The 25095-nt window shown below is 63.6% G+C and carries 32 protein-coding genes, 1 tRNA gene and 2 pseudogenes; 23 read left to right on the top strand and 12 right to left on the bottom strand.

From position 1 onward, the window contains the following. Positions 1–46: 46 nt before the first annotated feature. A complete protein-coding gene (locus C461_RS04470) occupies positions 47–826 on the top strand; it encodes an SOS response-associated peptidase (protein WP_007999019.1) in 780 nt (259 codons plus the stop codon). A gap of 34 nt (positions 827–860) precedes the next feature. Here the strand turns inward: C461_RS04470 and C461_RS04465 are convergent, their stop codons facing one another. From C461_RS04465 to C461_RS04450, 4 genes are all read right to left on the bottom strand, one after another. After that, on the bottom strand, positions 861–2306 hold the full coding sequence (locus tag C461_RS04465) for a small ribosomal subunit Rsm22 family protein (protein WP_007999017.1): 1446 nt from the start codon (positions 2304–2306) through the stop codon (positions 861–863). 7 nt (positions 2307–2313) lie between these two features. Then, entirely contained in the window at positions 2314–3090 is a 777-nt protein-coding gene (locus tag C461_RS04460) for an NAD(P)-binding domain-containing protein (protein ID WP_007999015.1), read from the bottom strand. Between the two features lie 129 nt (positions 3091–3219). Next, a complete protein-coding gene (locus C461_RS04455; RefSeq protein ID WP_007999013.1) occupies positions 3220–4470 on the bottom strand; it encodes an MFS transporter in 1251 nt (416 codons plus the stop codon). Between the two features lie 92 nt (positions 4471–4562). Beyond that, a complete protein-coding gene (locus C461_RS04450; RefSeq protein WP_007999011.1) occupies positions 4563–5252 on the bottom strand; it encodes a thioredoxin domain-containing protein in 690 nt (229 codons plus the stop codon). A gap of 110 nt (positions 5253–5362) precedes the next feature. Here C461_RS04450 and C461_RS04445 point away from each other — a divergent pair. Both C461_RS04445 and C461_RS04440 read left to right on the top strand, forming a co-directional pair. After that, positions 5363–5656, top strand: a pseudogene (locus C461_RS04445) (DUF5779 family protein); the annotation flags it as partial. An 81-nt stretch (positions 5657–5737) separates the two neighbouring features. Next, positions 5738–6712 (top strand): sugar phosphate nucleotidyltransferase, encoded by a 975-nt coding sequence (locus C461_RS04440; protein WP_007999008.1) that lies wholly within the window; start codon positions 5738–5740, stop codon positions 6710–6712. Between the two features lie 151 nt (positions 6713–6863). Here the strand turns inward: C461_RS04440 and C461_RS04435 are convergent. The 5 genes and pseudogenes from C461_RS04435 to C461_RS04415 all read right to left on the bottom strand — a co-directional run. Continuing rightward, a pseudogene (locus C461_RS04435) lies at positions 6864–7070 on the bottom strand (hypothetical protein); the annotation flags it as partial. 89 nt (positions 7071–7159) lie between these two features. Continuing rightward, the gene (locus tag C461_RS04430; RefSeq protein ID WP_007999006.1) at positions 7160–8626 is read right to left on the bottom strand and encodes a DHH family phosphoesterase; all 1467 of its coding nucleotides are present in this window, start codon (positions 8624–8626) and stop codon (positions 7160–7162) included. Positions 8627–8742: 116 nt separating this feature from the next. After that, positions 8743–11445: a TRAP transporter permease gene (locus C461_RS04425; RefSeq protein WP_007999005.1), complete on the bottom strand. Its 2703-nt coding sequence runs from the start codon at positions 11443–11445 to the stop codon at positions 8743–8745. 52 nt (positions 11446–11497) lie between these two features. Beyond that, positions 11498–11977, bottom strand: coding sequence for a DUF1850 domain-containing protein (locus C461_RS04420; RefSeq protein ID WP_152418349.1), 480 nt, complete (start codon positions 11975–11977; stop codon positions 11498–11500). Positions 11978–12005: 28 nt separating this feature from the next. Further along, complete coding sequence (locus tag C461_RS04415; protein ID WP_007999003.1) at positions 12006–13064, bottom strand: TAXI family TRAP transporter solute-binding subunit; 1059 nt, start codon at positions 13062–13064, stop codon at positions 12006–12008. A 170-nt stretch (positions 13065–13234) separates the two neighbouring features. Between C461_RS04415 and C461_RS04410 the strand changes: the two genes are divergently transcribed. The 19 genes from C461_RS04410 to C461_RS04330 all read left to right on the top strand — a co-directional run bounded on the left by C461_RS04410 (position 13235) and on the right by C461_RS04330 (position 22372). Next, positions 13235–13308 (top strand) — tRNA-Lys (locus C461_RS04410). A gap of 73 nt (positions 13309–13381) precedes the next feature. Then, positions 13382–13720 (top strand): hypothetical protein, encoded by a 339-nt coding sequence (locus C461_RS04405; RefSeq protein WP_007999001.1) that lies wholly within the window; start codon positions 13382–13384, stop codon positions 13718–13720. Then, the gene (locus C461_RS04400) at positions 13717–14181 is read left to right on the top strand and encodes a hypothetical protein (protein WP_239639086.1); all 465 of its coding nucleotides are present in this window, start codon (positions 13717–13719) and stop codon (positions 14179–14181) included. The genes C461_RS04405 and C461_RS04400 overlap by 4 nt, the downstream gene beginning before the upstream one ends. A 268-nt stretch (positions 14182–14449) precedes the next feature. Continuing rightward, entirely contained in the window at positions 14450–15046 is a 597-nt protein-coding gene (locus tag C461_RS04395) for a J domain-containing protein (protein WP_007998998.1), read from the top strand. Further along, positions 15039–15551, top strand: coding sequence for a hypothetical protein (locus C461_RS04390; RefSeq protein ID WP_007998997.1), 513 nt, complete (start codon positions 15039–15041; stop codon positions 15549–15551). The genes C461_RS04395 and C461_RS04390 overlap by 8 nt, the downstream gene beginning before the upstream one ends. Continuing rightward, on the top strand, positions 15544–15768 hold the full coding sequence (locus C461_RS04385) for a hypothetical protein (protein ID WP_007998996.1): 225 nt from the start codon (positions 15544–15546) through the stop codon (positions 15766–15768). The genes C461_RS04390 and C461_RS04385 overlap by 8 nt, the downstream gene beginning before the upstream one ends. Before the next feature lie 202 nt (positions 15769–15970). Beyond that, positions 15971–16207: an AbrB/MazE/SpoVT family DNA-binding domain-containing protein gene (locus tag C461_RS04380; RefSeq protein WP_007998995.1), complete on the top strand. Its 237-nt coding sequence runs from the start codon at positions 15971–15973 to the stop codon at positions 16205–16207. Between the two features lie 378 nt (positions 16208–16585). Continuing rightward, positions 16586–16768: a hypothetical protein gene (locus C461_RS04375; protein ID WP_007998994.1), complete on the top strand. Its 183-nt coding sequence runs from the start codon at positions 16586–16588 to the stop codon at positions 16766–16768. Continuing rightward, positions 16768–17604 (top strand): DNA polymerase, encoded by an 837-nt coding sequence (locus tag C461_RS04370; RefSeq protein ID WP_049906295.1) that lies wholly within the window; start codon positions 16768–16770, stop codon positions 17602–17604. Before C461_RS04375 ends, C461_RS04370 begins: the two co-directional genes overlap by 1 nt. Before the next feature lie 7 nt (positions 17605–17611). Beyond that, complete coding sequence (locus C461_RS04365; protein WP_007998992.1) at positions 17612–18133, top strand: HNH endonuclease; 522 nt, start codon at positions 17612–17614, stop codon at positions 18131–18133. 12 nt (positions 18134–18145) lie between these two features. Further along, the gene (locus C461_RS04360; RefSeq protein WP_007998991.1) at positions 18146–18400 is read left to right on the top strand and encodes a hypothetical protein; all 255 of its coding nucleotides are present in this window, start codon (positions 18146–18148) and stop codon (positions 18398–18400) included. 129 nt (positions 18401–18529) lie between these two features. After that, positions 18530–19822, top strand: a complete 1293-nt coding sequence (locus C461_RS04355) for a DNA-methyltransferase (protein ID WP_007998988.1) — start codon at positions 18530–18532, stop codon at positions 19820–19822. Then, positions 19812–20090, top strand: coding sequence for a hypothetical protein (locus tag C461_RS04350; protein WP_239639085.1), 279 nt, complete (start codon positions 19812–19814; stop codon positions 20088–20090). The genes C461_RS04355 and C461_RS04350 overlap by 11 nt, the downstream gene beginning before the upstream one ends. Further along, positions 20080–20298 (top strand): hypothetical protein, encoded by a 219-nt coding sequence (locus C461_RS04345; RefSeq protein WP_007998986.1) that lies wholly within the window; start codon positions 20080–20082, stop codon positions 20296–20298. Before C461_RS04350 ends, C461_RS04345 begins: the two co-directional genes overlap by 11 nt. Positions 20299–20426: 128 nt before the next feature. Further along, on the top strand, positions 20427–20570 hold the full coding sequence (locus tag C461_RS15790; protein WP_007998985.1) for a hypothetical protein: 144 nt from the start codon (positions 20427–20429) through the stop codon (positions 20568–20570). Between the two features lie 15 nt (positions 20571–20585). Further along, on the top strand, positions 20586–20795 hold the full coding sequence (locus tag C461_RS04340) for a hypothetical protein (protein ID WP_007998984.1): 210 nt from the start codon (positions 20586–20588) through the stop codon (positions 20793–20795). 74 nt (positions 20796–20869) lie between these two features. Then, positions 20870–21403, top strand: coding sequence for a hypothetical protein (locus tag C461_RS15345; protein WP_152418319.1), 534 nt, complete (start codon positions 20870–20872; stop codon positions 21401–21403). 119 nt (positions 21404–21522) lie between these two features. Beyond that, positions 21523–21675, top strand: a complete 153-nt coding sequence (locus tag C461_RS15785) for a hypothetical protein (RefSeq protein ID WP_007998983.1) — start codon at positions 21523–21525, stop codon at positions 21673–21675. Then, positions 21668–22372, top strand: a complete 705-nt coding sequence (locus C461_RS04330; protein WP_007998982.1) for a recombinase family protein — start codon at positions 21668–21670, stop codon at positions 22370–22372. Before C461_RS15785 ends, C461_RS04330 begins: the two co-directional genes overlap by 8 nt. 49 nt (positions 22373–22421) lie before the next feature. Here C461_RS04330 and C461_RS15340 read toward each other — a convergent pair whose 3' ends face one another. The 3 genes from C461_RS15340 to C461_RS15330 form a co-directional block, all read right to left on the bottom strand. Next, positions 22422–22679, bottom strand: coding sequence for a hypothetical protein (locus tag C461_RS15340; RefSeq protein WP_152418318.1), 258 nt, complete (start codon positions 22677–22679; stop codon positions 22422–22424). A gap of 155 nt (positions 22680–22834) precedes the next feature. Then, positions 22835–23335 carry a hypothetical protein gene (locus C461_RS15335; protein ID WP_152418317.1) on the bottom strand — a complete coding sequence of 167 codons (501 nt, stop codon included), beginning with the start codon at positions 23333–23335 and terminating at the stop codon, positions 22835–22837. A 455-nt stretch (positions 23336–23790) separates the two neighbouring features. Beyond that, positions 23791–24159, bottom strand: a complete 369-nt coding sequence (locus C461_RS15330) for a hypothetical protein (RefSeq protein ID WP_152418316.1) — start codon at positions 24157–24159, stop codon at positions 23791–23793. A gap of 244 nt (positions 24160–24403) precedes the next feature. Between C461_RS15330 and C461_RS04325 the strand changes: the two genes are divergently transcribed. Then, positions 24404–25015 carry a tyrosine-type recombinase/integrase gene (locus C461_RS04325; RefSeq protein ID WP_007998981.1) on the top strand — a complete coding sequence of 204 codons (612 nt, stop codon included), beginning with the start codon at positions 24404–24406 and terminating at the stop codon, positions 25013–25015. The last annotated feature ends 80 nt before the right edge of the window (positions 25016–25095 follow it).

The following is a 25095-nucleotide window of genomic DNA, read 5'->3' as shown; positions in this document are numbered from 1 at the left end:
GCGGCGGCGCGATTTATGCCGCCGCAGACCGAAGGCGAAGACACGCATGTGCGGCCGGTACACCCTCTTCACCCCCGCGGCTGACCTCGAATCTCGATTCGGCGCCGACTTCGGCGGCGTCGAGCCGAGCTACAACTGCGCACCCGGACAGGACCTCCCGGTGATCGCCGACGCGGACCCGACCGCTGCGACCCGGATGGAGTGGGGACTCACGCCGTCGTGGGCCGACGAATCGTTCGGCCTGATCAACGCTCGCGCGGAAACGGTCCGCGAGAAGCGGAGCTTCGCCGACGCCTTCGAGCGCCGACGGTGTCTCGTCCCCGCAGACGGGTTCTACGAGTGGGTCGAGGGCGGTGGTCCCGAGAGCGGCGGTCCCGACGGCGGCGAGACACGCGGCACCACCGGCAAGACCCCCTACCGGGTCGCCTTCGAGGACGACCGCCCGTTCGCGATGGCGGGGCTCTACGAGCGGTGGGAACCGCCCGAGCCCGAGACGACACAGACGGGGCTCGGGGCGTTCGGCGGCGGGTCGGACAGAGGGAGCGACGGTGGCGGGAGTGATGGTGATGGGAGTGTCGGTCCCGTGGAGACGTTCACGATCGTCACGACCGCGCCGAACGACCTCGTCGCCGACCTCCACCATCGGATGGCGGTGATACTCGCTCCGTCCGAGGAGGAGACGTGGCTCCGGGGCGATCCCGACGAGGCCGCCGCGCTGTTGGACCCGTATCCGGCCGCCGAAATGACCGCCTATCCCGTCTCCACGCGGGTGAACTCGCCGAGCGTCGATGCACCGGAGCTGATCGAGCCGGTCGGCGCCGACTGAACGCGGACGGCGCGAACCGAGCGGTGCCGCCGATTCAGGGCGCGACGAGGTCGACGACGGTCTCGTCGTCGACGACCACGTTGTACGCCTCCTCGTCGTCGTTCCAGAGGACGAGGCCGTTCTCCACGAAGACGACGGACCCGTAATCGGCCGTCCGGAGGTCGCGGTTGAGCATCGTCTCGCGAGTGCACACGAGGTAGTGGTCGACGGTCTGGGAGCCGTCGCCGACGCGGTAGAGGGCGTTGTCGCCGGCGCTGAGGTCGTGACTGAGCTTCACCGCGAGCAGGTTGATGCGGTCCGTGACGTGGTCCTCCGAGTCCGCCATCCGCGCGCAGCGCCCGTCGGTCGCCGTGACGTCGACTCGTCGCTTCCCGTCGGGACGGAGGACGGCGTACGCGAACTGCACGTCGACGTTGACGAACTCCCCGGGCTCGTCCGACGAGCCCCGCGCGGCGGCCTCGTCGAGCCGCCGCTGGAACGGGGGTATCGCGAGGTCGTCGGCGACGTCGAACGACCAGCCGCCGTCCGAAGGCGTCGCGTCGGGCCACAGCCGGAGCGTCGGCGAGTACGTCTCGACGCCGCTCGTCGGAGTGACCACCGCGCGCTCGATCTCGCGGAGCCCCATGGCGGTGTTGCGGTCGGCGGGCTCGAACGCGACGACGCTCCCGTCGTCGGCGAGCCGGTCGAGCGCGGCCTCGACGACCGCGACCGGGTCGGCCAGCTCCGAGAGGACGTTGCCGAACACGACGATGTCGAACGGCTGAGTAGGGGAATCAGTGGGCTCTACGCCCGCGTCGAGTCCGAAGAACGCCTCGGCCGTCTCCTCGTGGATCGTCGTCCGGAAGTTGCGCCCCGTCTCGTCGAGCATCCGATCGAGCACGCCCGTCGCCGCGCTGGGCTCGACCGCGTGGTACTCGACGACCGCGTCGTCGGGGAGGTAGTCGTGGAGCCCCAGCGCCGGGCCGCCGACGCCGGCGCCCACGTCGAGGACGCGGAGGGTCCGGTCGATCAGCCCGTTCTCGACGAGGTCGTCGAGGACGTAGCCGATCGTCGCGTAGTACGCCGGGAGGTGGTAGATCGCGTACCCCAGCGCCGCGACCCGGTCGTACTCCACGTCGTTCTCGTAGAGGTAATCCGTTTTCAGCCGTCGAACCGCCTCGCGCAGCGTCTCCCCGGACTCGCCGCGGTGCCAGTTGGCCCCGAACTCGCCGACGAGGAGGTCTTCGAGCGCGAACGAGTAGTCGTCCGGGAGCCGGTCGGGATCCCAGTCTGGATCGGGCGCCGGCGACTCCGCCACCGGCTCGAAGCAGCCGTCCTCGCGCTCGCGGAGTCGGAGGTCGAACGCCTCCTCGCGGAGGGCTTCGCGGACGACCGCCGGATGGGGCGTCCCCTCGATGTACTCGGCGATCTCCTCGGGGTCGATCGGTCGAACGTTACGCAGGTAGTTGGCGTTGTTTCGGACGGCGTCTCTGTCGATCATAGCGTATTCACTCGTGTCGATCGCGCGTCTCGCGGTCGCCGCGGGCCGCCTCGTACAGCGCGGCGAACGCCGCCGGGTCGGCGTCGGCGATCTCGCGGGCCGCCTCGGCGACCGCGTCGGCGCCGTCGAAGGCGTCCTGAATCTCGGCGTAGACGGCCGGCGACCCCTCGGTGACGGTGTCGGCGACCTCGTCGAGCGCGGCCGAGACGGGGGTGTGGAACTCCTCACGGACGTCGTCGCCAGCGAGCCGCCACGCGAGCACCGCCGCGTGCGCGCCGGCCTGTACCGTCTCCATCGCCGCGTCGTGTTCGTCGGCGGTCGTCTCGAAGACGTCGTTGCCACCGGCCTCGACCGCCGCCGAGAGGGCCTCGACGATCGGGCCGCCGGCGTCGACGACGCAGGCGACGTTGCCGGGGACCCGCGGCGGCGCGAACAGGGGGTGGTAGCTCGCGCGTTCGAGGTCGGGCGCGTGCTCGCGCATCGCCGCGATCGACGCGGTCATCTCGCCGGAGACGTCGACGACCGCCCTCTCGGCCCGGGGGGCGTACTGCTCGACCGCCGCGGGCACCGCCGACATCGGGACCGCGAGGCAGACGGCGTCGTGCGTCGTGTCGGCGTCGACCGGCCGGAACTCGGCCGCGGCTCGCGAGGCCGCTGCGTCCTCAGCGACGGTGGGGTCGCGGTCGGTGAACGTCACGGTCGCGTCGACCGGTGACTCCGCGGCCGTCACCGTGTCGGCGATCCACCGGCCGATCTCGCCCGCACCCACGACGAGTAGATCCATCGGTTGTCGGAACCGACGGCTCGCGGCCGTTAAAAGGGCTCGAATCGGCCGTCGGGCACCGGATCAGCTGTCGACGGTCCCCGGGTCAGCCGCCGACGGTCCCCGGGTCAGCCGCCGACGGTCCCCGGGTCAGCCGCCGACGGTCGACCGGCCGAACAGCCCCTCGCCGGGCGACAGCGATCGCACCGCCGGCAGCAGCGCGAGCGCGATGGCGAGTTCGAGGCCGCCGACGACGAGGAACGCGGCGGCGTAGCCGAACGATCCGGTGGCGGTGCCTCCGACGAGGAATCCCGTCAGGAAGCCGAGCGAGCCGAAGACGTTGAACAGCCCCATCGCCGCGCCGCGGGCCGTCGGGTCGACGAGGTCCGTGACGAGCGCCATCGTCGCCGGTGCCATCAGCGCGCCACAGACGCCGACGAGCACCATCAGTCCGGCCGCGATCGGATATATCGGCGCGACGCCGACACCGATCGTGACGACGCCGTACGCGAGCGAGCCGACGACGACGGGATAGAACCGGCCGATCCGGTCTGACAGCGCCCCGAACGGAGCCTGCAACAGCGCGAACGGAACGAAAAACAGCGCGAGCGTCGCTCCCGCCCCCGCCGCGGAGAGGCCGAACGTCGCCGGGTCCTGAAAGTAGTACACCCCGACCAACGCGAAGAATCCGGCCGTGAGCCGGTCGACGAACCCGAACGCGAACGGGACGAGGAGTTCGGGGGTCTCCCGCGTTCGCGCGAGCACCTCGCGGACGCCGACGGCCGGATCGGTATCGACTCCGTCGGCATTCTCGGTGCGAGCGTCGGGACCGCCCGCCCGATCGTCGACCGTCGCCGCGAGCGCTCCGGCGACGGCGAGCGCCGCCGCGCCGGCGTACACCGGGTAGAACGTGTTGGCGTCGGCGAGGACGCCGCCGACGACGGAGCCGACCGCGGCGCCGAGCCCGATCGCCACGCCGGCGGCTCCCATGTTACGGCCGTTCCCGCCGCGGAGGTCCATCAGAAGAGTGATCGCGAGCGAGAACGCGCCGATGGTGAGCGCCCCGCCGACGACGCGGACGAGGAGCGCGGCCTCAAACCCGAACCCGAGCGCGGGCACGGCGGCGAGCGCGACGTAGGACGCCGCCCCGCCGAGCGCCCCGACGACGATCAGCGGGACGCGCCGCCCGAGCGCGTCGCTGGCGGCGCCCCAGACGACCGCGAAGGAGACGAACGCACCGAACTCCGCGACGAGGAACCACATTCCGGCGTCGATGCCGGCCGGCGCCCCGAGCGCGACGACGAGGCTCGGGACCCCCGGGTACAACAGCACCTGCGAGATCAACACCGCGAGCACGACGGCGCCGAGCCGCCGACGGTCCCCGCGGTCGTCGTCCGTCATTACTTATAAATCGGTCCGGACGAACAAAAGGCCGACGCTCGGGTCCGTCGGAAGGCGACAGACGGCCCAGCCCCGGCGCTCTCGACGATCGTTTATAAGGCTTCGTCGATCGCGGCCATGACCGACTCCGCGGCGTACCCCTCCTCGACGGGGCTGCCGTCCACGAATATCGTCGGCGTCCCGGAGACCCCCATCGACTCGCCCTCGCTCCTGTCGCTCATCGACGCCTCCTCGTAGGCCGCGAACTGCGCGTCGGCGATCGCGGCACAGGGGTCGGCACCGGCCGCCTCCGCGGCGGCACCGATCGCCTCGCCGCCGTAGCTGCCCTGCGACTCGTAGGCGGCCGACGCGAACTCGAAGAAGGCCTCGTCGCCCTCGCGCGCCCCGACGCCGCGTGCCGCGCTGGCGACGGGGACGGCCCACGTCTCGTTGACCGGAATCGGGAAGTCCCAGTGCTCGTACCGCACGGCACCGGTGTCGATGTACTCCTCGCGGATCGTCGGGAAGTGGTCGAGCTTGTACGTCGCGCAGTGTCCGCAGGTGAAGTCTTCGAACGCGCGGACGACGACGTCGGCCTCGGGATCGCCGATGACGGGCCGGTAGTCGAGGTCGGCGTCGGTCGGCTCCTCGAGGTCGCAGTCGTACTCGCCCGTGTCGAGTTGCGTTTCGGCGCCGTTTCCGTCGCCGTTTCCGTCGCCGCTTCCGCCGCCGAGACAGCCGGCCGCGCCGACGACGCCGGCGGCAGCCGCGCCCGCGAGCAGGGACCGTCGCGTGTGCTCCATGCGCGGGATCCGTCGGGAACGCACTTAACGACACCGCGACGGCCGCGACGGAACTCGACCGACCGTCGCGCCGACCGAACGTTTTTGCCGTCGCCTCGCGACCGTGAGGTATGAGCGACTGGGACCTCGACCTGCGGGACGCCGAAGCGCAGATGGACGAGGCGTTCGCGGCCGCCGGCGACGTCGTCCTCGGCGTCCTCGACGGGACGACCGAGCCGGAAGAGTGGATCCGCAGCGTCGACTACGGCAACACGCTCGTGTTGTCCATCGACGGCGATCTCAACGAGCTCGCCGCGGGATTCGCCCGCGAGGTCAAAGACATGGGCGGCGAGCTGATGCACTTCCGCGGCTTTCTCGTCGTGGTCCCGCCCGGAGTCAGTATCGACACCGACCGGCTGAGCGAGTGACCGACCACGCCCCCGATTCCGCTTTCGAGCGTTGACACGAGCACAAGAGGTATCACACCGGCACGAGACGAGACGCATATGAAAGCCGTCGTACTCGCGGGTGGCTACGCGACCAGACTCTGGCCGATCACCGAAACCCGACCGAAGATGTTTCTCCCGGTCGGCGAGAACACCGTCATCGACGAGATCTTCGAGGACTTCGAGGCGGACGACCGCGTCGACGAGGTGTTCGTCTCGACGAACGAGCGCTTCGCCGAGACGTTCGCCGACTACCTCGCCGAGAGCGAGTTCGAGAAACCGACCCTGTCGGTCGAAGAGACCGTCGAGGAAGACGAGAAGTTCGGCGTCGTCGGCGCGCTCGCCCAACTCGTCGAGCGCGAGGGTGTCGACGACGACCTCATCGTCGTCGCCGGCGACAACCTGATCAGCTTCGATCTGAGCGAGTTCGCCGACTTCTTCGAGGCGAAGGGGACGCCCACGCTGGCGGCCTACGACGTCGGCGACCGCGAGCGCGCCAAGTCCTACGGGCTCGTCGACCTCGACGGCGACGAAGTCATCGACTTCCAAGAGAAGCCCGACGACCCGAAGACCACGCTCGTCTCCATCGCGTGTTACGCGTTCCCGGCGGAGACGCTCCCTGACCTCGAAACCTACCTCTCGGACGGGAACAACCCGGACGAGCCCGGCTGGTTCCTCCAGTGGCTCCAACAGCGCGGAGCGGTCCACGCGTTCACGTTCGACGGCGCGTGGTTCGACATCGGCACCGCCGAGAGCTACCTCGACGCGGTCGAGTACGCCCTCGACGGCGGCACGCTCGTCGCTGACGACGCGACGGTCGAGAACTCCAAGCTGGGCGACGTGGTCCACGTCATGTCGGGCGCGACGGTCACCGACTCGACGCTCGAACGGACCGTCGTCTTCCCGAACGCGACGATCTCCGACTCGGAGATCCGTAACTCCGTGATCGACGAGGGAGTCACCCTGGGCGGCGTCGACCTGTCCGGTGCGCTGATCGGTTCCTACACCTCGATCACCGAGGGCGACGAGTTCTAACTCGGCTACTCGCGTTTCACGCCGGCACGCCTTTCAGCCGCGTCGTTCCCGCTCACCCTCGTCGTTCCCACTCACCCTCGTCGTTCCCGCTCACCCTCGTCGTTCCCGCTCGCCCTCGCCGTCCCCGTTCGACCGCTTCGTCCGCCGAGCCGTCGGTCCCTCCCGAGACCTGTCGGTGCATATGGTGGTAGCAGTCGAGCGCGGGCTCGTCGCCGTCGCCCGCAGGGACGAAACACACTCGGCGGTACCGGTCGTTGTCGAGGAGGTTGACGACGAACCCGTCGGCGTGACGGGATACCGACTCGTAGGGGGCGCCGCAGGCGGGACAGGCTTCCGGGGGATCGGCTGGAACGTACATGCGATGCGCGCCGGCGCGCGTATCGCGGTCAGGGGTCGGACGGGTAAAATCGATCCGGCGGTCGGTGGCTTCCCGCGCGGTCGGTGTCGCTACGACCCGTTTCCGCTCTCGCTCGTCCCGCCTTCGACGCCGAGCGCGTCGAACAGCTTCCGGCGAACGGCTTCCTCCGTGAGGTGCAACAGCGTGTCGCGGTTGTCGCCGCTCGCTTCGATCCCGGTGAAGATGCCGAGCGGAATCTCCAGCGACCCCTGCGTCGAGTGGCCGGCCGCGTCGCCCATCTCCGAGAACGCCTCGTGGAGGACGTTGCCGATGTTCAGCCGGATGTCTTTCGAGCGGGCCGCGAGGTAGATCGTGTCGTCGGCGATTCCTAACACCGCGGTCGTCGTGATCCCCTCCAAGTTGAGCAGGTGCTGGGCCGCCTGCGCGAGCGCCTCGCGGTCACGGATGAACCCGGCCGTCGAGAAGAGGTGACTCCCCTGTACCTCGCGGTTCTGGATCGCCTCCGCGAGCACGTCGAGGGTCTCCGGGCTCATCGACGGCGACTCCACCTGTTCGAGGGTGTCGTGGTTCGCGAATGGATGGAGGTACGCGGCCGCCGTCAGGTCCGCTGGCGTCGTATCGCGTTTGAAATCGAGCGTCTCGGCGCGGATCCCGTACAAGAGCGCGGTCGCGACCGCCTCCGTCGGCGACTGGTCGAACTCCTGGAGATACTTCGTCAGGATCGTCGACGTCGAGGAGACGTTGGTCCGCACGTCGACGAACCGCGCGTCGAACGGAACGTCCGCCTCCAAGTGGTCAATGTAGATATCGATCTCGACGTCGAAGTCGAAGCCGTCCTCGGCGGACTTCGCGAGGTCGACGGCCGCGACCGTCTGGTACTCCGAGAGCGCCGGCGCGTCCGCCCGCGAGAGCAGATCGATGCCGAGCAGGTTGACGAACGCGCGGTTCTCCTGATGGCCCACGTCACCGGAGTAGAGGATATCGGCCTCGACGCCGAACGCGTCCGCGATCGCCTGCAACGCCGTCGCCGACGCGATGGAGTCGGGCTCCGGATTGTCGTGGGTCAGGATCGCCATCCGACCGCCTCCCTGCTCGATGATCTCCGCGAGCTGGCGCGCCATGTACTCCAGCTCGCCGGTTTCGAGCGACTGGAGCGCGCTGTCGGCGATCACCGTCGAGGGATTGATCACGACGTCGGCCCCGCGGTCGCGGAGTTCGTCCTCGCTGACGGGGTCCGACGCGCGAACGACGACGTAGTGGTCGCCGCCGGTGTCGCGCACCGCCGAGACGGCCGCCTTGTTCGCTTCGACGTCGCTCGCGAGGATCAACACGATGTCTCGATCGACGAGTTCGTCGACGACGTCCGGTTCGGCGATGTCCTGGACGCGGGCGTTGAGGTCCTGATCGCGGAGTGCCTCCACGCGGCTCTCGTCGCGGTCGAGGATGAGCACGTCCTTGCCGCGACCCGTCAACTCCTCAGCGACGGCGTGTCCCACGCTGCCGCAGCCGAGGATCGCATATCGCGTCCGTGCGGATCCGGATGCCCCACTACTCATTGACCCTGATTTCCGCGGGACGCCACTTAACGGGTGCGCTCTCGGCGTCCGACGAGGTACCGAAGAACGGAACGGGAGAAACAGCACAGCGAGAGCGGAACCGCGGGAACGACGAGCTACTGCGTGCTCGCGTCGGAGTCGCTCGCCGTACCCGTGGTATCGGCCGGCGCCGCGGTCGGCTCGGTGCTCGCCCTCCGGCGATTCCGAACCAGCCCGACGAGCAGCATCGCCGCGCCGATTCCGCGGGCGATCAGTTCGTTCGAGATCGTGTACAACAGCACGTCGATGCCGACGAACCCGAGCGCCGTCCCGAGCGGTAACAGCACCATCCCGGGCACCGAAAGCAGGATGGCGGCGGCGATCAGGGACCCCCGCGAGACCGGTGAGACGTCCGTGTGGTAGTACCCGATTATCGCGACCCCGAGCCCGTACACGCCCAGGAACGTCGCGACGATCGGTGCGATCACCTCAGGAAGGAAGTAGCCCAGGTCGGCGGCGTCGGCGGCCGTCAAGATCGACCCTTCCCCGTCTCGCGTGCGGATCAGGAGGATCCCGGGCGAGAACACGAACGCGAACGGGACGAGGATCTTGTTCAGCGAGAGCAGGAACGCCTGCTTACCGGTGTCGAACGGGTCCGACTTGGCGATCCCGGCCGCCGCGTACGCCGCGACCATCACCGGCGGCGTCACGTCGGCCATCAGCCCGAGGTACAACACGAACAGGTGGACCGCGAGGATCGCGATACCGAACTCCGGAAGCACCGGGCCGAGCAGGACGACGATGATGATGTACATCACCGTCGTCGGCATGCCCATCCCGACGATCACGGCCGCGAGACCAGCCAAGATGAGAAGCAGCACGAGCGACCCACCGCTCACGCTGATGATGAGCGCCCTGAGGCTACCGCCGAGCCCGGTGATACCGATAACCCCCGGGATGATCCCGGCCGCGGCGACGGCGACGACGACGATCGTCGCGGTCCTCGCACCGCCGTCCATCGCCTTGAGGATGAACGCCCCGAACTGTCCCGCCCGCGACGACGCGATCTCGCTGCCGGCTCGTTGGTCGAACCACACGGCTGCGCTTTTGACGTCGTCGTCGAGATCGAGGAGCGGGGCGTCGCCGCTCGGGTCCGCGAGTAGGAAGGCGACGCTGATCGCGGTCACGATGGTGGGAAGCGAGGCGGCCGCTTGACGAAGGGATCCGAGAGCGCCGACATCGGCGGCTTCGGCGCCGTACAGAAGTTCGATCGGTGTTGCACCCACAGTGAACTGCGAGACGGCAAAGAGCGCGTACCCCGCGCTGATCGCGCCGACGAGGTACGGTCCGGTTCGCTCGTTGTACGCCGCCACCGCCGCGATGAGCGCCACCGTCGCGGCGATCGTGAGCCACCCGGCCCGACCGACCGACAGCCGCGCGATCACGAGGTAGTACAAGAGGAGCCCGAGCGGGACGAGGTAGAACCAACCGCGCCGCATGTGCGGCCCCATGTCGAGCAGTTCAGAACGGTCCAACCCCCCGATGCCGCGCTTTGCGGCCTCGAAGTGAACCATCACCCACATCCCGAAGAAGAAGGCGATGGCGGGGAGCGTCGCGGCGATGACGACGTCCGCGAACGGCGTCCCGGTGTACTCGACGATGAGGAACGCGGCCGCGCCCATCACCGGCGGGAGGATCTGCCCGCCCGAGGAGACCGACGACTCCACCGCGCCCGAGAACTCCGGCGAGTAGCCGGAGCGTTTCATCAGCGGGATCGTCAGCGCGCCCGTGGTGACGGTGTTCGCGACCGACGAGCCGGACAGCATGCCCATGAATCCGGAGGCGACGACGCTCGCCTTCGCCGGACCCCCCTTTCGAGTCCCGGTGATCGAGTACGCGAGGTCGATGAACCACTTGCCCGCGCCCGACATTTCGAGGAACGCGCCGAAGAGGATGAAAATGTAGATGAATCGGACGGAGACGCCTACCGGCACGCCGAGAATCCCCTCGACGGTATACCAGAGGTTCTGGACGATCTGTCCCCAACGGAGCTGTGACGTGGCGAAGGTCCGTGCGACCGGGAGGTCGCGCGGGAGGAGGTAGCCGTACTTCGCGTACAACAGAAAGAGGCTCACGAGCAGGGTGAGAAGCAGCCCGAGCGCCCGCCGGGTCGCCTCCAACACGAGGAGGATCGCGAGCACCCCCATCAGGTACGCGAACGTGTACTCCGCGAGCGGCCCGACCTCTAGCGGTGCGAGCCACGGGTAGACCTCGCCGAGAGTCCCGGCGCCGTTGAGTCCGAGCACCCGGATCACGTTGGTGACCTCGTCGAAGCGGGTGAGGTAGTAGATCGTGGGGAACGTCGACAGCAAAATCAACACGAGATCGGACGGTGCGATGCGCGTGGAGTCCTCGTCGACGAAGAACCACCATACCCCGCGGCGGAGCCCCTCGGCGACCCGCGTCAGCGGTGACTCACCGATCCGGTCCCGAAACGTCTGCGGAGCGGCCGCGATCCGTCCGGTGATCGTACCCGTGCCAGACGAACCGGGGAACAACAGGAACGCCATTACGAGCGCGAAGTTAACGTGGATCGCACGGATCTGTAGCGACGACAGCGATCCGAGTCGGATCGTGTCGACGCCGGGGATAGTGAACTCAAAGACGAAGCCACGCGCGCCGAGCCATAGCTGGAACGCTGAGAAGGTGATCCCGACGGCCGCGACGGCGACGAGCGGCCAGCCCGTCAGCGATCGTCGGTTGTCGATTTCCTCGAACACTTGGTCGGATACGTCGCTCTCTGCGTCCGGTTCGTCGGCGTCTGGTGTGTTCGTCGTCACAGTTGTGTCATCCTCCGATGTATACCGTCGTGGTTCGGTCGGCGGCGAGTCGTTACAGCCGCGTTCGCAACCGCCGCTCGACCGTCAACTCGACCGCGCCGTTGTCGCTCATCGCCGCGATGTCGTACCGCTCGCCGCCGACGATCAGGTCGTGGTCGGCGACGTCGCCAGTCTTGAGATGCAGTGTCGAATACTCATCGGATGGAGGCTCATATACGTACCGACCGTCGCTGACCGTCACCTCTGCTCTCGCGGGGAGGCCGGCGCCAAACGAGCTGAACTCCATCCGCGTCATAACCAACACCTCGCCGTCGGGGACGTACACGTCGCGGACGAGCGTCTTCTCGACGCTGTGTGTGTACTCGATGACGATCTCCGTCTCGTCGCTGACAGGAGTCGTCAACAGCTCCGTGCCGTTTTCGTCGGTCACGACGAGCGTTTGCTCGCCGGCAACCGTGTCGGCAGCGCCGACCGCGAAAGCGATCGAAATCAAGACTGCGAGGGCGGCAACGAGGGCGACTCCGCCGCGGATACGTCGACCTCGCGACCGAAGGGTCACGTTATTCGAAGTAGCGGGCCGCGCCTTCGTGCAGATCGATGGACATCCCGTCCTGCGCGGAGTCGACGGTGATGAAGTCCGTCTTGATGCTCAACTGGTCGAGGTTGTCGAAGATGGCCTCGGTGACCGCCTCAACGGTGTCGGCAGAGAACTCCTCGCGGGTCGCGATCATCGCCTGGACGGAGACCGTGTTGACGTCCTCCTCGATTCCCCCGTAGGTGCCTGCGGGGATCGTGTCGTCCGCGAACCAGGATGCGTCGTCGCGGGCGGCCTGACGTTCCTCGTCGGACATGTTGAGGATCTCGATGTCGGTGGACGTCGCGAGTTCCTCGATCGCACCGACCGGCCAGCCGCCGACGACGAACGCCGCGTCGACGTCGCCGTCGCTGAGCTGGTTGGCCGCCTGCGTGAAGTCCGTGTTCTGCTCGTCGAAGTCGTCGGTGGTGAGTCCACCGGCGGATTCGAGGATCTGGAGGGCGTTGACCTGCGTCCCGCTGCCGAGGTCACCGGTGTTGACACGCATGCCCTCCAAGTCAGAAAGCGAGCTCACGTCGGCGTCGGGATTGAGGAGTACGTGGATCGTCTCGGGGTAGAGGGTGGCGACGCCGCGGAGGTTCTCGATGGGGGACCCCTCGAAGGCCTCGAGCCCCTCGCCGTTGGCGGCGAAATAGGCGATGTCGTTCTGTATCATCGCGAAGTCGGCGTCGCCGCTGCCGAGACTGCCGACGTTCTCGACGGATGCGCCGGTTGAGGAGACCTCAACGGGGAAGTCCGTGTTGTTCTCGATAATGCCCTCGAACTCGCCGGAGAGCGGGAAGTAGGTCCCGCCGGTCCCGCCCGCGTGCCAGCGGATGATGTCCTCTTCGCCGCCGTTGCTCCCGTCGTCGCCGGAGCCGTCGTCGCCGGACCCGTCGTCACCCGATCCGTCGTCGCCGGACCCGTCGTCTCCGCCGTTTCCACCGTTGTCTGAACAACCTGCGATCCCGACGACGCCGGCGGCGGCTGCTCCCCGGAGGAGCGTCCGGCGGTCGAGACGGTCGCTGATTTGCTTGTCTGACATACGACACGTGGTTCTCTGCGTGAGTTATTAACGGTTTCCCATGCTGTCGAGCAGCACCCCCACCTGGGCGCCCCGTCTCTCGTTTCCGTCGAGACGTTACCGGTGCACCGCGCGTTTTCGCGCCGTCGAATGAAAAGGTCTTTTAGGGGGACAGCGGTACGACTCAGTGAGGGCCGGTAGCTCAGTTAGGGAGAGCGACGGACTCTTAATCCGTCGGTCGCGTGTTCAAATCGCGCCCGGCCCGCTCCGTTAATAAAGGATAGAGACCCTCTATTTGTATTTTTCGGCCGATCAGCGATTAGCTCGGAGGTGGCGGCATGAGCGTCGATCGCCAGACCGATCTGGAGGTCGACCTCGACGACAACCGCGCGGTCGCGACCGTCGTTGAGAAGCGGACTCTGGAGATCGACGACCTGTTCAACGACGACGGTGAGCTGCGACTCTGGCAGGACACGGCCGGCTGGAGCGGATACGTCCGCGAGACCGTCGACAGTGAGTCGCACTACTACTCGGTGAACACCCGGTTCGATGAAGACGAGTGGATCGAGAAGATTCGGTGCGGTGAGCAGGCGGTGCGTGACGCCGTCGAGACGCACATCGAGGACCCGGAAGCGGGTCGATCGGGGCGGTTCGTTCGGAGGTGCTCGCCGCCATGAGCGCCGAGACTTCCGTCGAGGAACACCGCAAGCAGATCGCGAACCGGCTCGGAGAGCCAGATCGCCTTCAGTTCCCGAGCGGGTGGACTATGTCCTCCAGCTGGCAGCGCGCACAGGCAGCGCCGTCGGCGGTCGGCCCGGTGAATCCGGCCGAGTTCGACGTGCTGCTCAGCTACGTCGATGAAGACAGCCTCTCGAAGCACCGTGTGCTGTTCGCGCTCTACGAGGGCGAGCTCGTCGCCGAGTGCGAGTGCGACGGCTACCGATTCCGCGGCTGGTGCGCTCACGTCGCACTGCTCTGGTGGAAATGGAGCCGTGACAATCTGGCCGTGACCGACCTCGACGCGAGTCGGGTCCACACTTCGCCACCGTGGTGGCTCTCGGTCGACGACGTCGAACGAGATCGCGTCGACGTCGAACCCGACCAGCCCGTCGCGGCTGACGGAGGTGTCGAACGATGACCTCTGTTTCGACTGTTTCGCGTGGAACAGGTGGAGTGTACAAGTCGTACGGATCAGCAACCCCGTCGTACGACACCGATTCGGCGGTTATCGGTGCTTCTGACCGCTCTCGTTCCGAATCTGCGAAGTCGTACGAAGGTACGGGGGTGTCCAAGAATCGGTGTCCACGTGACGCACCCGAGTGTGTGAGCGCGAACAGCAGGCGGCGCGCGCGCTGCCGCGCATTATGCGACCGTGGCCGTGCTCGCAGGCGTAGCGGGGTGGCGGCATGAGCCGTCTCGACTGGCCGGCGGGCTTCGAGCGGACGCCGGAGCCGGAGCGCGAGCGAAACCGGAGCTTCGAGGCGACGCTTGGATCGACGACGTCCGAGCTTGCGACCGAGATGGACCGGATGGGTGTCGACCACTGGCGCGGCGAGATCGGGAACGCTCACACGAAGTCGAACGGGCTGCCGCTGCACAACGCGAATCCGGACGATCCGGGCTTCGTGTTGCGGTGGACCGACGACGAGGAGCAGTTCGCGGTGGCGTGCGACGCGTCGCCGCGGCTCCGCGACAACGTCCGGTACGTCCTGAAGTGGGTCCACGAGACGCGGATGCGGAGCCAGCGCCCCGTTGAGACGGGTGATACGGAGTTCGCGGCTGCGCGTCTCCCACCGGGAGACGAGACCGGCGGAGACGCCGTCGCGACGAGTAGCGCGGCAGAACCGGCCTACAAGGTGCTCGGCGTCACGTCCGATGCCTCAGAAGGAGAGATCCGGGTCGCTTACCGCGAGCGGTTGATGGAGGTTCACCCCGACCACGGAGGTTCGGAGGAAGAGTTGAGCCGCGTTCGCGAGGCGAAGGAGGTGATGCTCGATGAGTGACTCGCGAGTCGCGAAGGCGACGATCCGCGACGACGCGCGGCTCAAAGCGCTTGCCGAAGCCGAAGAGGAGCACGGGTCGCTGGCGGACGCGATTCGCTTCGCGGTCTCGGAGGCGTACGTCAACGGCGACGACGCGAGCGAGAGCGCCGACGGCGAGATCCCGCTGAAGGCCCGCGAAGGGCATCGGAAGCTCGTCGAGTGGACGGGCATCGGCGGGCGGATCGAACTGGAGACGGCGGAGTCGGTGCTCGCGAACCACCTGAACATTCAGACCGGCGCGATTCGGCGGATGGTGGTGAAGCCGCTGAAGGCGGCAGACGTGATCCGACTCCACCAGGGGATCCACGACGTGTGGATCATCGTCGGCGCGCTCGACGGCGAGCCGATCAGCGTCGACACCGAGCCCGACGCGCCGGCGCGGAAGGCCGCGACGGACGGCGGGGAGGCGCGCGAGCGTCTCGATGAACTGGCTGCAGCCGGTACGGAGGTGACTCGTAATGAGTAGCGAGCGCGTCGTCGGCGCCGCTGAGAACGTCGATAAGCGCGGTTCCTCCGAGCCCGAGCCCTACGAGGTCGACGTCGACGAGCGTCGAGTGCTGTACTGCACATGTATCACGTGCAAGGAGACGGAGACGCTGCTGCTGGAGGTCGGCGACGACTCGCCGTGGGATCACGACGCGATGAACGCGAGCCACGAGGTCGAGTACTGGAGGGAAGCATGAGTCGAGCGACATCGGCTCCTGCGGCTACGAGCACCGGTTCAGACGCTACCGACGGCAGTCGACAGGACTCCCGCGGGCGGCACGCATCACGCGACTGCGAGTGCCCTACGTGCGATGGAAGCAACGGCGGGCTCCGGTTCTGTGCAAAGTGTCGCTACAACGGCTGTACCACCGAAAAATCGCTCTGCGGGGGTGAGTGACTATGAGTAAGTCACACGGCTACAAGGATGGCGGAATTACCGGGTTCCTCGCCCAAGGGCGGCAGATCCAGGAGGGTGATGGCAGCTTCACCGTAACGATTCCCAAGGCGTTGGCGATGGAGTGGGGGGTAGAACACGGAGACAACCTCCTGTTCACCGCTGGCGAGGGCGACGACAAGGCGACGATCCACAAGCCCGGCAGCGAAGGCGGATTCTCTCTGGGGGTGGCCGATGACTGATCGTCACCGCACAGGAGCAGAGAATNGGCGACGATCCACAAGCCCGGCAGCGAAGGCGGATTCTCTCTGGGGGTGGCCGATGACTGATCGTCACCGCACAGGAGCAGAGAATCGCTGTCCACCTCACAGACTTGTCGAGACGGGTCTGGAGCGGGTCGCAACGGACGGCGGGGCTGCCACGAGAAAGACGCCGGAGACAGCGGCGACAGAGCATCCGACGGTGCTTGACGTCGACGTCGTTGGCGATCGTGCGCTGGCGAGTGTTGAGCGCGGTGACGTTTCGATCGTCGTGGAGGCGCCGGCGGGGATCTCCGCCGAGGAGCTGGAGCAGACGCTGAGCGGCGTGCCGAAGAGCATCGAGAGAACGACCNGATCGTCGTGGAGGCGCCGGCGGGGATCTCCGCCGAGGAGCTGGAGCAGACGCTGAGCGGCGTGCCGAAGAGCATCGAGAGAACGACCGAGCGGTTCGCGACTGCGACGACCATGAGTGACGACACCACCGAAATCGACGACGGTACCGACTTCGACGACACGGCTGACGGCGTCGGGGGTGGTGCGTAATGGCAGCCGCGGACACGGAAGCTGGGGAGGACGAAAGCGCGGTAACAGAAACGGTGGAGGGGATGACGGTGATCGTCCGCGCGGAAGTGCTCCAGCAGGTGATCGACCAGATGCTGACGGTCGTCGACGAGGCGATCTTCCGGATCGGCTACGACGGGCTGGCGGTCGCGGCGGTCGACCCGGCGAACGTCGGCATGGTCGAGCTGGAGGTCGAGCCCGGAGCGTTCGAATCGGTCGGCGACGGGATGTTCCCGATTGGGCTGAACCTGCAGCGGCTCGACGACTATATCGACGGTGCGAGCGGGGCGGACCCGGTGACGCTGTCGTACCAGCCGGAGACGCGGTCGATCTCCATCGAACACACGAACGTCGAGGTGGAGATGGCCGGGATCGATCCCGACGCGATCCGCGACGAGCCCGACATTCCGGATCTCGACCACAGCGTAGATTTCACGGTCAATGCCGGGGTGTTCAGAGACTCCGTCGAGAACGCGGAACTTGTCAGCGACCACGTCGAGTTCGAGGCGGCCGTCGACGACAAGGAGCTGGTCGTGAGCGGTAACGGAGACACCGACAAGATCGAGACGGTCCTCGGTCCCGACGAGCTGCCTGAGGCGAACTTCGACTCAGACGCTACGTCGATGTACTCGCTCGCGTATCTAGTCGGCGGCTCGAAGAAGGGGACCAAGTACAAGGGGCTGCTGAAGCCGCTGAGCGCGGACACGGACCTTCAGGTTGAGTTCTCCGAGGAACACCCCATCCAGATGCACTACGAGTTCGCGGACGGCTTCGGCCACGTGACGGTACTGCTGGCGCCCCGGATTCAGAAGAGGTGATGACGGTGTGCGAAACTACCACCTCGGTGAGAACCGCGTACAGCCGTTCGCTCGGTTCGAACACGCGAAGCCCGGCGACGGAAGCGGAGCGGGCTACGAGCGGTGGCGGTCGACGGAGCACCGGCCACACACGGCGACGGCCGGTCGCGAAGACGTGTACGTCGCGCACCACCGGTTGCTCGCGGTCGTCGAGTGCTACTCGCTCGACGAGCCGATCGAGTCGGTGCTTGACGATCTCGGCGGGAAGGACGTGCACCACCGCAACGGGATCAAGTGGGACAACCGAGCGGAGAACATCGAGCCGGTCGACCACGGTGAACATGCGTCGATCACCCAGCAGCAGGTGCGAGCGTGGGCGGAAGACGAGAAGCGCGAGCGCCGACAGCACACAGGCGGCGTCACGGACGGCGACGCCTGTTCCGGGTGTGGAGAACCGGCAGAGCTACTCGCGACGTCATCGGGGTTCGCCGGCGAGCGGTGCCTGGAGTGTGCGAGACAAGAGTGCGACGGAGAGCCGATCGAGGTCTGAGCGGGGTCACCAATGAACGACGAGAATCTAGAACGGATCGCGGAAGCGATCGAGCTACAGAACGCGCTACTCCTGCAGTTGGTGCAGGACCGGGAACGCGAGCGCTGTCGACAGCGTCACGATCCGGACCATACGGGCCGGTCGGAGCGGGCGACGGCGACCTCGGTGGCGGATTCGTACGGGGACCTGTACGGCGGGTCGATCGGCAGCTGGGAGTTCAAACCAGTTGCTGAGCAGATCGAGAAGATGGGGGATCACAATGAGTGAACTCGTTGCCTGCTACAGCTGTCATCGGACGTTCTACGGAGTGAGCCGGAAGCTCCCCGACGAATGCCCCGACTGTGGGCACGACGGAACAGGCAGCGCCGGTGCTGGCTGGAAAAAGCAGGTGAGAGCATGAGTAACGCGGATCGCGACGCCAACGATCAATGCGACGGAGGAATCGATCGGTGGGTCAACGACATCCACCAGGGCGACGTAGTCGAGACGCTCCGCGAGATGCCGGAGTCGTCGGTTCACTGTGTGATGACCTCGCCGCCCTACTACGGGCTCCGCGACTACGGTGTTGACGGGCAGATCGGGCTCGAAGATTCCCTAGAGGAATTCGTCGAGACGCTCGTCGCCGTCGGCGGCGAACTCCGGCGCGTTCTCCGAGAGGATGGAAGCTGGTGGCTGAATCTCGGCGACTCGTTTATCCAGAAACAGAAGACGCTCGCCCCGCATCGGGTCGCGATCGAACTTCAGAATGCTGGCTGGATCGTCCGATCGGATGCCGTCTGGTCGAAACCGAATCCGATGCCTCACCCGGTAAAAGATCGGCTCCACGAGCACAAGGAGTTCGTCTTTCAACTAACGCCCCAACGCGACTACTGGTTCGATCTCGACACGATCCGAGAGTCACATGCCGACAGTTCGCTTAACCGGACTGGTCGAAACGACAACACGGAGCGGCCGTTCCCCGGAAACGACCAGACTCTAAATCCGGATCAGTTCCTTCATCCGAACGGGAAGAATCCGGGTGATGTTCTTGAAGTGCCGATCAAATCGTTCCCTGAGGCGCATTTCGCAGTCTACCCGCCAGAGCTGTGTGAGATACCTCTCAAGTCGTCGTGCCCGCCGAAGGTCTGCGCCGTGTGCGGGACGCCGTACGACCACACTGTGAGCGAGCCTGATCTCCTCGCCAACCCGAACAACCGGGACAAAAAGGCTCGTGCGCTTGAACTCTACGAACAGTCCGACCTCGACCTCAAACACCTGGAGGCGGCCCGCGATGTCGGCCTTCACGATGAGTACGTTTCAAATCACCACTCTGACGGGGGATACGGGAAGGTAGACGAGGAGAAAGCTGAACTCACCCGGGAGGCACGTGAAGTTCTTGGCGCGTATACGAGGGAGTTCTCGACCGGCGCCCGAGAGCGAACCGGTTGGAAACAGGCTTGTGACTGCCCGACCGTCGGCGACTACACCGAGCCGGGGATCGTGCTCGATCCGTTTGCCGGCGCCGGGACAACTGCACTCGTCGCGAAGCGCATGGGGCGCCGGTTCGTAGGGATCGATCTAAACCCGGACTACGTGGCTCTCGCGCAGCGCCGCGTCGGTATCACCGTCAACGAGCCGGAGCGGCTCCTCGATGAGAACGAAACCAACCTCGCAGCCTTCACCGATGGAGGTGATCCAGGTGGCGAGTGAGGAGCTCTGGAACGCGTTTGCCGCCATCGTGGACGGCGTAGGCTGCGATGTCGCGCACTTGCGGAGCGAGTGGCGGCAGCGGACGGCCTACGGTCGAGTTCGGCTCACGCCGCTGCTCGCGGTGTATCCGTTCATCGCGACGTTCTACATCGGAACAGCCGGGTTGATGTACGGGCTCTTCCGGGGAGCAGAGATCTCGGTCGCCGCCTGGCAGCGCCTGTGTGACGTACGAAAGCGTCTAGAGCCGGAGGTCTACGATGGCGAGTGAACGCTCGGTAGCCTACCGACAGCTCACGCACCCGGCGACGTGGGTCGGCGTTGCGTTCATGGCGTCAGGAGCGATCGTCCCGCTGGTGATCTATCCAGAGCATCCGGGTGTCGTCTCGACGACGGCGTTGATCGGGTTGCTCTGTGGGATCGCTGCCGAGCGCATAGCACAGTTCACAGATATCTCAGGAGAACACGATGACGGGTGAGTAACACACCGACGGGGTTCATCTAGGCGTGGGGTGATACAGTCGGGGAGGAGTCACAGACGGGATCTATTTTTACTTTCGCTACGGGTATGGCTCGATCCTAAGTTGTTGTCGAGAAGTCCTCACATATGGAGTCTGAGAAACTGTCAGAGGACGAGTTTGAGCAAGCACTAGAGGATCTGATCCGAATGGGGCTCGTCGAGTCGTATGAACAGGATGGAGAGACGTACTACAGAGCGACGGATCCGACACTTGAGATCGGTGGCATTTGAGAATAAATTCTAGATATGAGCGACGATCGAACGTTCACGTGTACTGATTGCGGAGCAGAGATCTCGGCTGACGTGGAGTCGACGCCGAAGGCGTTCAAGTTCCACGTCAAACGCGAACACCGGAGCAACCTCCAAGATCTCGATAGCACGCGAAAACGGCCGTACCGCGCGTTCCTCGACGAGCATGACATCGAGAAGATCCGCGACGACGATGTACCGATATAGCGTTTGAGAAGTAAAATATAATCTACTGACTTTTGGATTCGGATTTAAGTCAGTAAAGAGCGTATCTTGAGTCAATGCGCGAACACTACGAGGCATTTGGGAGTGTCTGTGCCGCGGCAATTGCCAATGGGGATTCGATCATCCACTCTGTAAATGAAATTGAGAACAACGGCGAGATCTCGATTACTATTCAGAACGGCGTCGACTACGTAGTTATAGCCGCACCTACTTCTACAGAATACTTATCTGTAGTCGTTGAACGGAGACATCAGAACTTAGATCAGTTTGATGAGGCTGGTTTACCCCACATAGAAGATGCGGAGGAGGTTGCAAGAGACTTTGACGATTTTTTCAATTTCGACGGAAGGGCAAGTCTGCTAACGTATGAATCCGGGCAGGTGGAGTTGTTTGATGGAGTCGCTGTGCACGAACCAATATATCCATACGAAGATGGCTTCTCTCTCAAAGAGTATCGCACAGTAGTAAATGATGTTGTAAATCGGAGCAGGAACATATTCGACCACCTGAGAAACGAGCTTGATATTGAAATGGACGGTGACAGCACAGCGGCCGATGAACGCCCAGAGCGTTTGGGCTCGTTCCACTAGTTCTGGTACTCTTGCCAAACCTGAACTCAGTAGGAATTAGCTTGGCGTTCAAGAAACGGGGGTTATCTGAACACTTGCATTAGACCTAAGTTTAGGCCTAACTATAGACCTATACAGAGATGGCGAAAACGAGAGTCAGTCAGGGGGCGAACGGGCAGTACAAGGTCACCGTACCGAAGGGGCTCGCCGAGGCGATGGACCTCGACGGAAAGAGGCTCGACTGGAAGGTCAAATCCGGGAGCTCCTTGGAGGTGACAGTCGTCGATGAGTAGAGCACTTGCGTGGATCCGGAAGTCGAAGGGTGATGATGAGGACATCGGGCTCGCAGAGCAACGTGAACTCGTCCGAGGTCTCGCAGAGGAGGTCGCCGGCGAGGTTGAGGTCCTCGACCTTGGGATCCATACTGGCTTCTCGACGATGACCCGGGACGATCCGGCGGGCCTCCTTGACCAGAACGAGCGCGTTCAGGAGCGCGTCGGCGAACTCGAAGCCGGCGAGTACTCGCATCTCGTGGCGTGGGACGACCGCCGTATCTGCCGCGACGAGTACTTTTCTGTGATTCAGTACGCCGCCACGCAGGGTGACGCTGAGATCGTCTACGTCGGCGACGTCAACGAAGATGATCTCACGTTCGATCTGAAGCGTCGGATCGAACGCGATACAAAAGAAGAGGAGATCGAGAAGTCTCGGAGAGCGATCGATCGGCGGAAAGAGCAAGGATACGACCACGGCCGACCACGGTTCGGGATGACCTACGACGACGCCGGGCACTACCAAGTGCCTGGCGATGACTTCAACACAGTCCTCGAGATATTCCGCCACGATCGAAACGGAAAGAGTCGACGGGAGATCGCGGAAGCAGTTGAGGTCCCGCTCGGGACAGTACAGAATGTACTTGACCGCCATGACTGGTATGTTGAGCGCGAAAAGATGGCCGAGAGCGGTTCTGTTAGTACTTTAACAATGTGATGCGTTTTCACGGACGTGCCGAATACACAGCGCGTATTCAGTATGGGTATCAATCGATTTGATACGAATACTCCCCTGTGAATTGGCCAATCCACTGATTCCACCGCGATATCAGAGGCAGTGAGGGAGAAGTGTTATTTTGTAGAACTGCCGGGACATACTCCGGATCTCGCATCTTTTTTGTAAACTCAGATTCTCCTTTTTTATCAACATATTTAGCTGCCTTACCGCTGATCTGCTCTGCCTCAGATTGATTGGCGTCAGTAAATTCTTCTAAGAGCTTCTTTGTCAGTTCATTCTTGTCCATGTCTGTCATTTTGTGGTGATACAAAAAAATGGCTCTGTTGAAATCCTCAGCAAGCGATATGTTCTCAGCGTTCTACTGAATATAGAGAGTGATTTCAGTACGGATTCGTGGTGTGATGCTCTTTCAGACTTCACCATTACGTATTGCTGATGATCTTACTCTGAAATAATCACCCTCCGAATAGTCCACACCCCAAAGTACCAGAAACCGACTCCTATAATCGCAGGTATTAATTGTCCAGAATAAGGGGAAATATCATCTCCGACCAAGCAGGATGTCACAGTTCTGCGACATGAACTACCGATTAAAGCAGCAGTATTCTCCACATGATATTGTTGCGCCAACTGAAGTTTTTCCCAGACAGATCCAAAGATAACTCCACCTAAAAATATGATAACAAGACCGATCATTAACCAACCTGCTTCCCCCCATTTTATGTTATCTTTTGAATTTAAATCAAATCGGAGTATAAAAATGCTGAAAATAAAAAGGTTAACGGCAGGTAGTACCCCTGTCATGCTGAGTTCTGTGAAGATCTCAAGAACCCATACCTGAAGAAGAAGGGGTAAGAGCGGGAGATATAGTATTGACAATACTGTAGCGGCAATAATAATAAGTATAATTACAACGATAATAATCGCTAACCAGACCACCATTTGACATAATTAGTGTTGTGCTGTCATTATGTTTTTGCTTTTGATATACCGGTAGAATACCGAGTTCCGGACCCCACCGGGGTATCAACCTCGGCTGGATCGCTGTGTAGCGTCTGATAATATGTGTATGTTCCCCAGCCCGGCCGGTTTGAAGCGACCATTCGTTGTGATCGACTTACCCTCTGTATCTCGTACACCGTTTCTATCAAACTCGGATGAGTTCAACAAGTCTACTACTGTGTAGCCAATTTTCGCCGCGACTACGACAGATCATGAAAATCTTGACATCTGACGGTTGCGGTTCGCTACTTGAACGGTCTCCGTAGCCTAATACCGGATTCGCGTGCAGGGCGCTACAGACATAGCGCTGCTCTTGTTGAAACCCTCAGTAGCTGATACGTGCTGCTTGGTTGTGGTCAATACAAGGGACCCGCGGATCGCTCAGTACAGTTATATTATTTAGAGAAAGTCTCGTACACTTTTTTGAGTTCGTTTTCCCAAAAATTGATTTTTTCATCCTCAGACATTGACTCAGGATCTTGGTCTAAGTGATCAAGATTACTGGCCAACTGATAGAATCCATCACCGGGTACGCCGTTGTTCTTTCCAACTATTACTGCGCTAAGCATAGGATGACCTCCCTCTGAAACATCTTTTGAGACTGCAGCCGCCCAATGTCTTGTATTGATTGCGGGCTGTGAAATGACATTCCCAATAGCCTCATATGAAATAGTTCCTTGATATTCGGCCACTTTTATGCATTCAGCCAAGAACTGATAATACTTTGCAGGTTTGTTTTCGAGAATCTCTTTTGAGGTGGGCATAGGCGGTTGTCAACCTATCAATACTTCAAATTTTGGTGTATACGGCTCGCCGAAATACTGAATCTCAGATCAATACACTTGCACTCTTCAGCGACCGGCTGTTTCATCCTACTTTGTGTCTGAAGAAGAGGATTTCAATAAAGTCGCCTGAGACGAGTTTGGGATTCTTTCTATAGACTCCCAAACTGACCCCACCCTTCCGCTGTACCGTTTATAAACAACACACTGCGAAACACCCCGAACTATGGATTCCCAAACTCAAGAGAAAGCGACCGTCTGGTTGAAGCCGGACCAGGTCGACAAGATGCGAAGTGCGACCGTCGAGGCGAGCGTGACGTACCTGGCCGCTCGAAACGACGCGCTGATCGCGACGCTGTACGACACTGGCTTGCGGGTCGCCGAGGCGATCGCGCTCGACGTCGACGATCACCTCGACCTCGACGACGGCGTGATCGCGCTCCCAGCTGCACTCCAGAAGGACTACCCAACCGACCGCTCTCCGAGCTACACCGAGATCGAACTCGCCGACGAGACCGTTCGGACGCTCCGGATGTATCTCGGCGGGAGGTGGAAGGACTCACCCGCGCTGTGGCCGTCGCGACAGTCCGACCGGATGTCGACCGAGTCCGTGCGGAACGTCGTTCGAGACGCCGCTGTTGCCGCCGGCGTGCGTCCGATGACCGTCGCCGGCCGTGGAGGCCCGGAAAACGTAACGCCGCACACGCTGCGCCACAGCGTCGCCTATCGGATGCTCAACGTCGAGGATGGGAACACATTCTACGACGTGCGGAACCGGCTCAGACACGCGAGCATCCAAACAACCGAACGCGTCTACGACCACATCGACCGGGTATGACCTGAATCTGCACCGAGATCTCCGGCTCTGCTGGAATCCTCTGTTGTGGATGGTTTGTCAAGGCCCTGCTGAATATACAG

This window comes from Halorubrum aidingense JCM 13560, from assembly GCF_000336995.1.
In the GTDB taxonomy this organism is placed as follows: Archaea; Halobacteriota; Halobacteria; order Halobacteriales; family Haloferacaceae; genus Halorubrum; species Halorubrum aidingense.
Note: the sequence above shows the minus strand (reverse complement) of the source record. Positions and strands in the feature narration are given on the sequence as shown.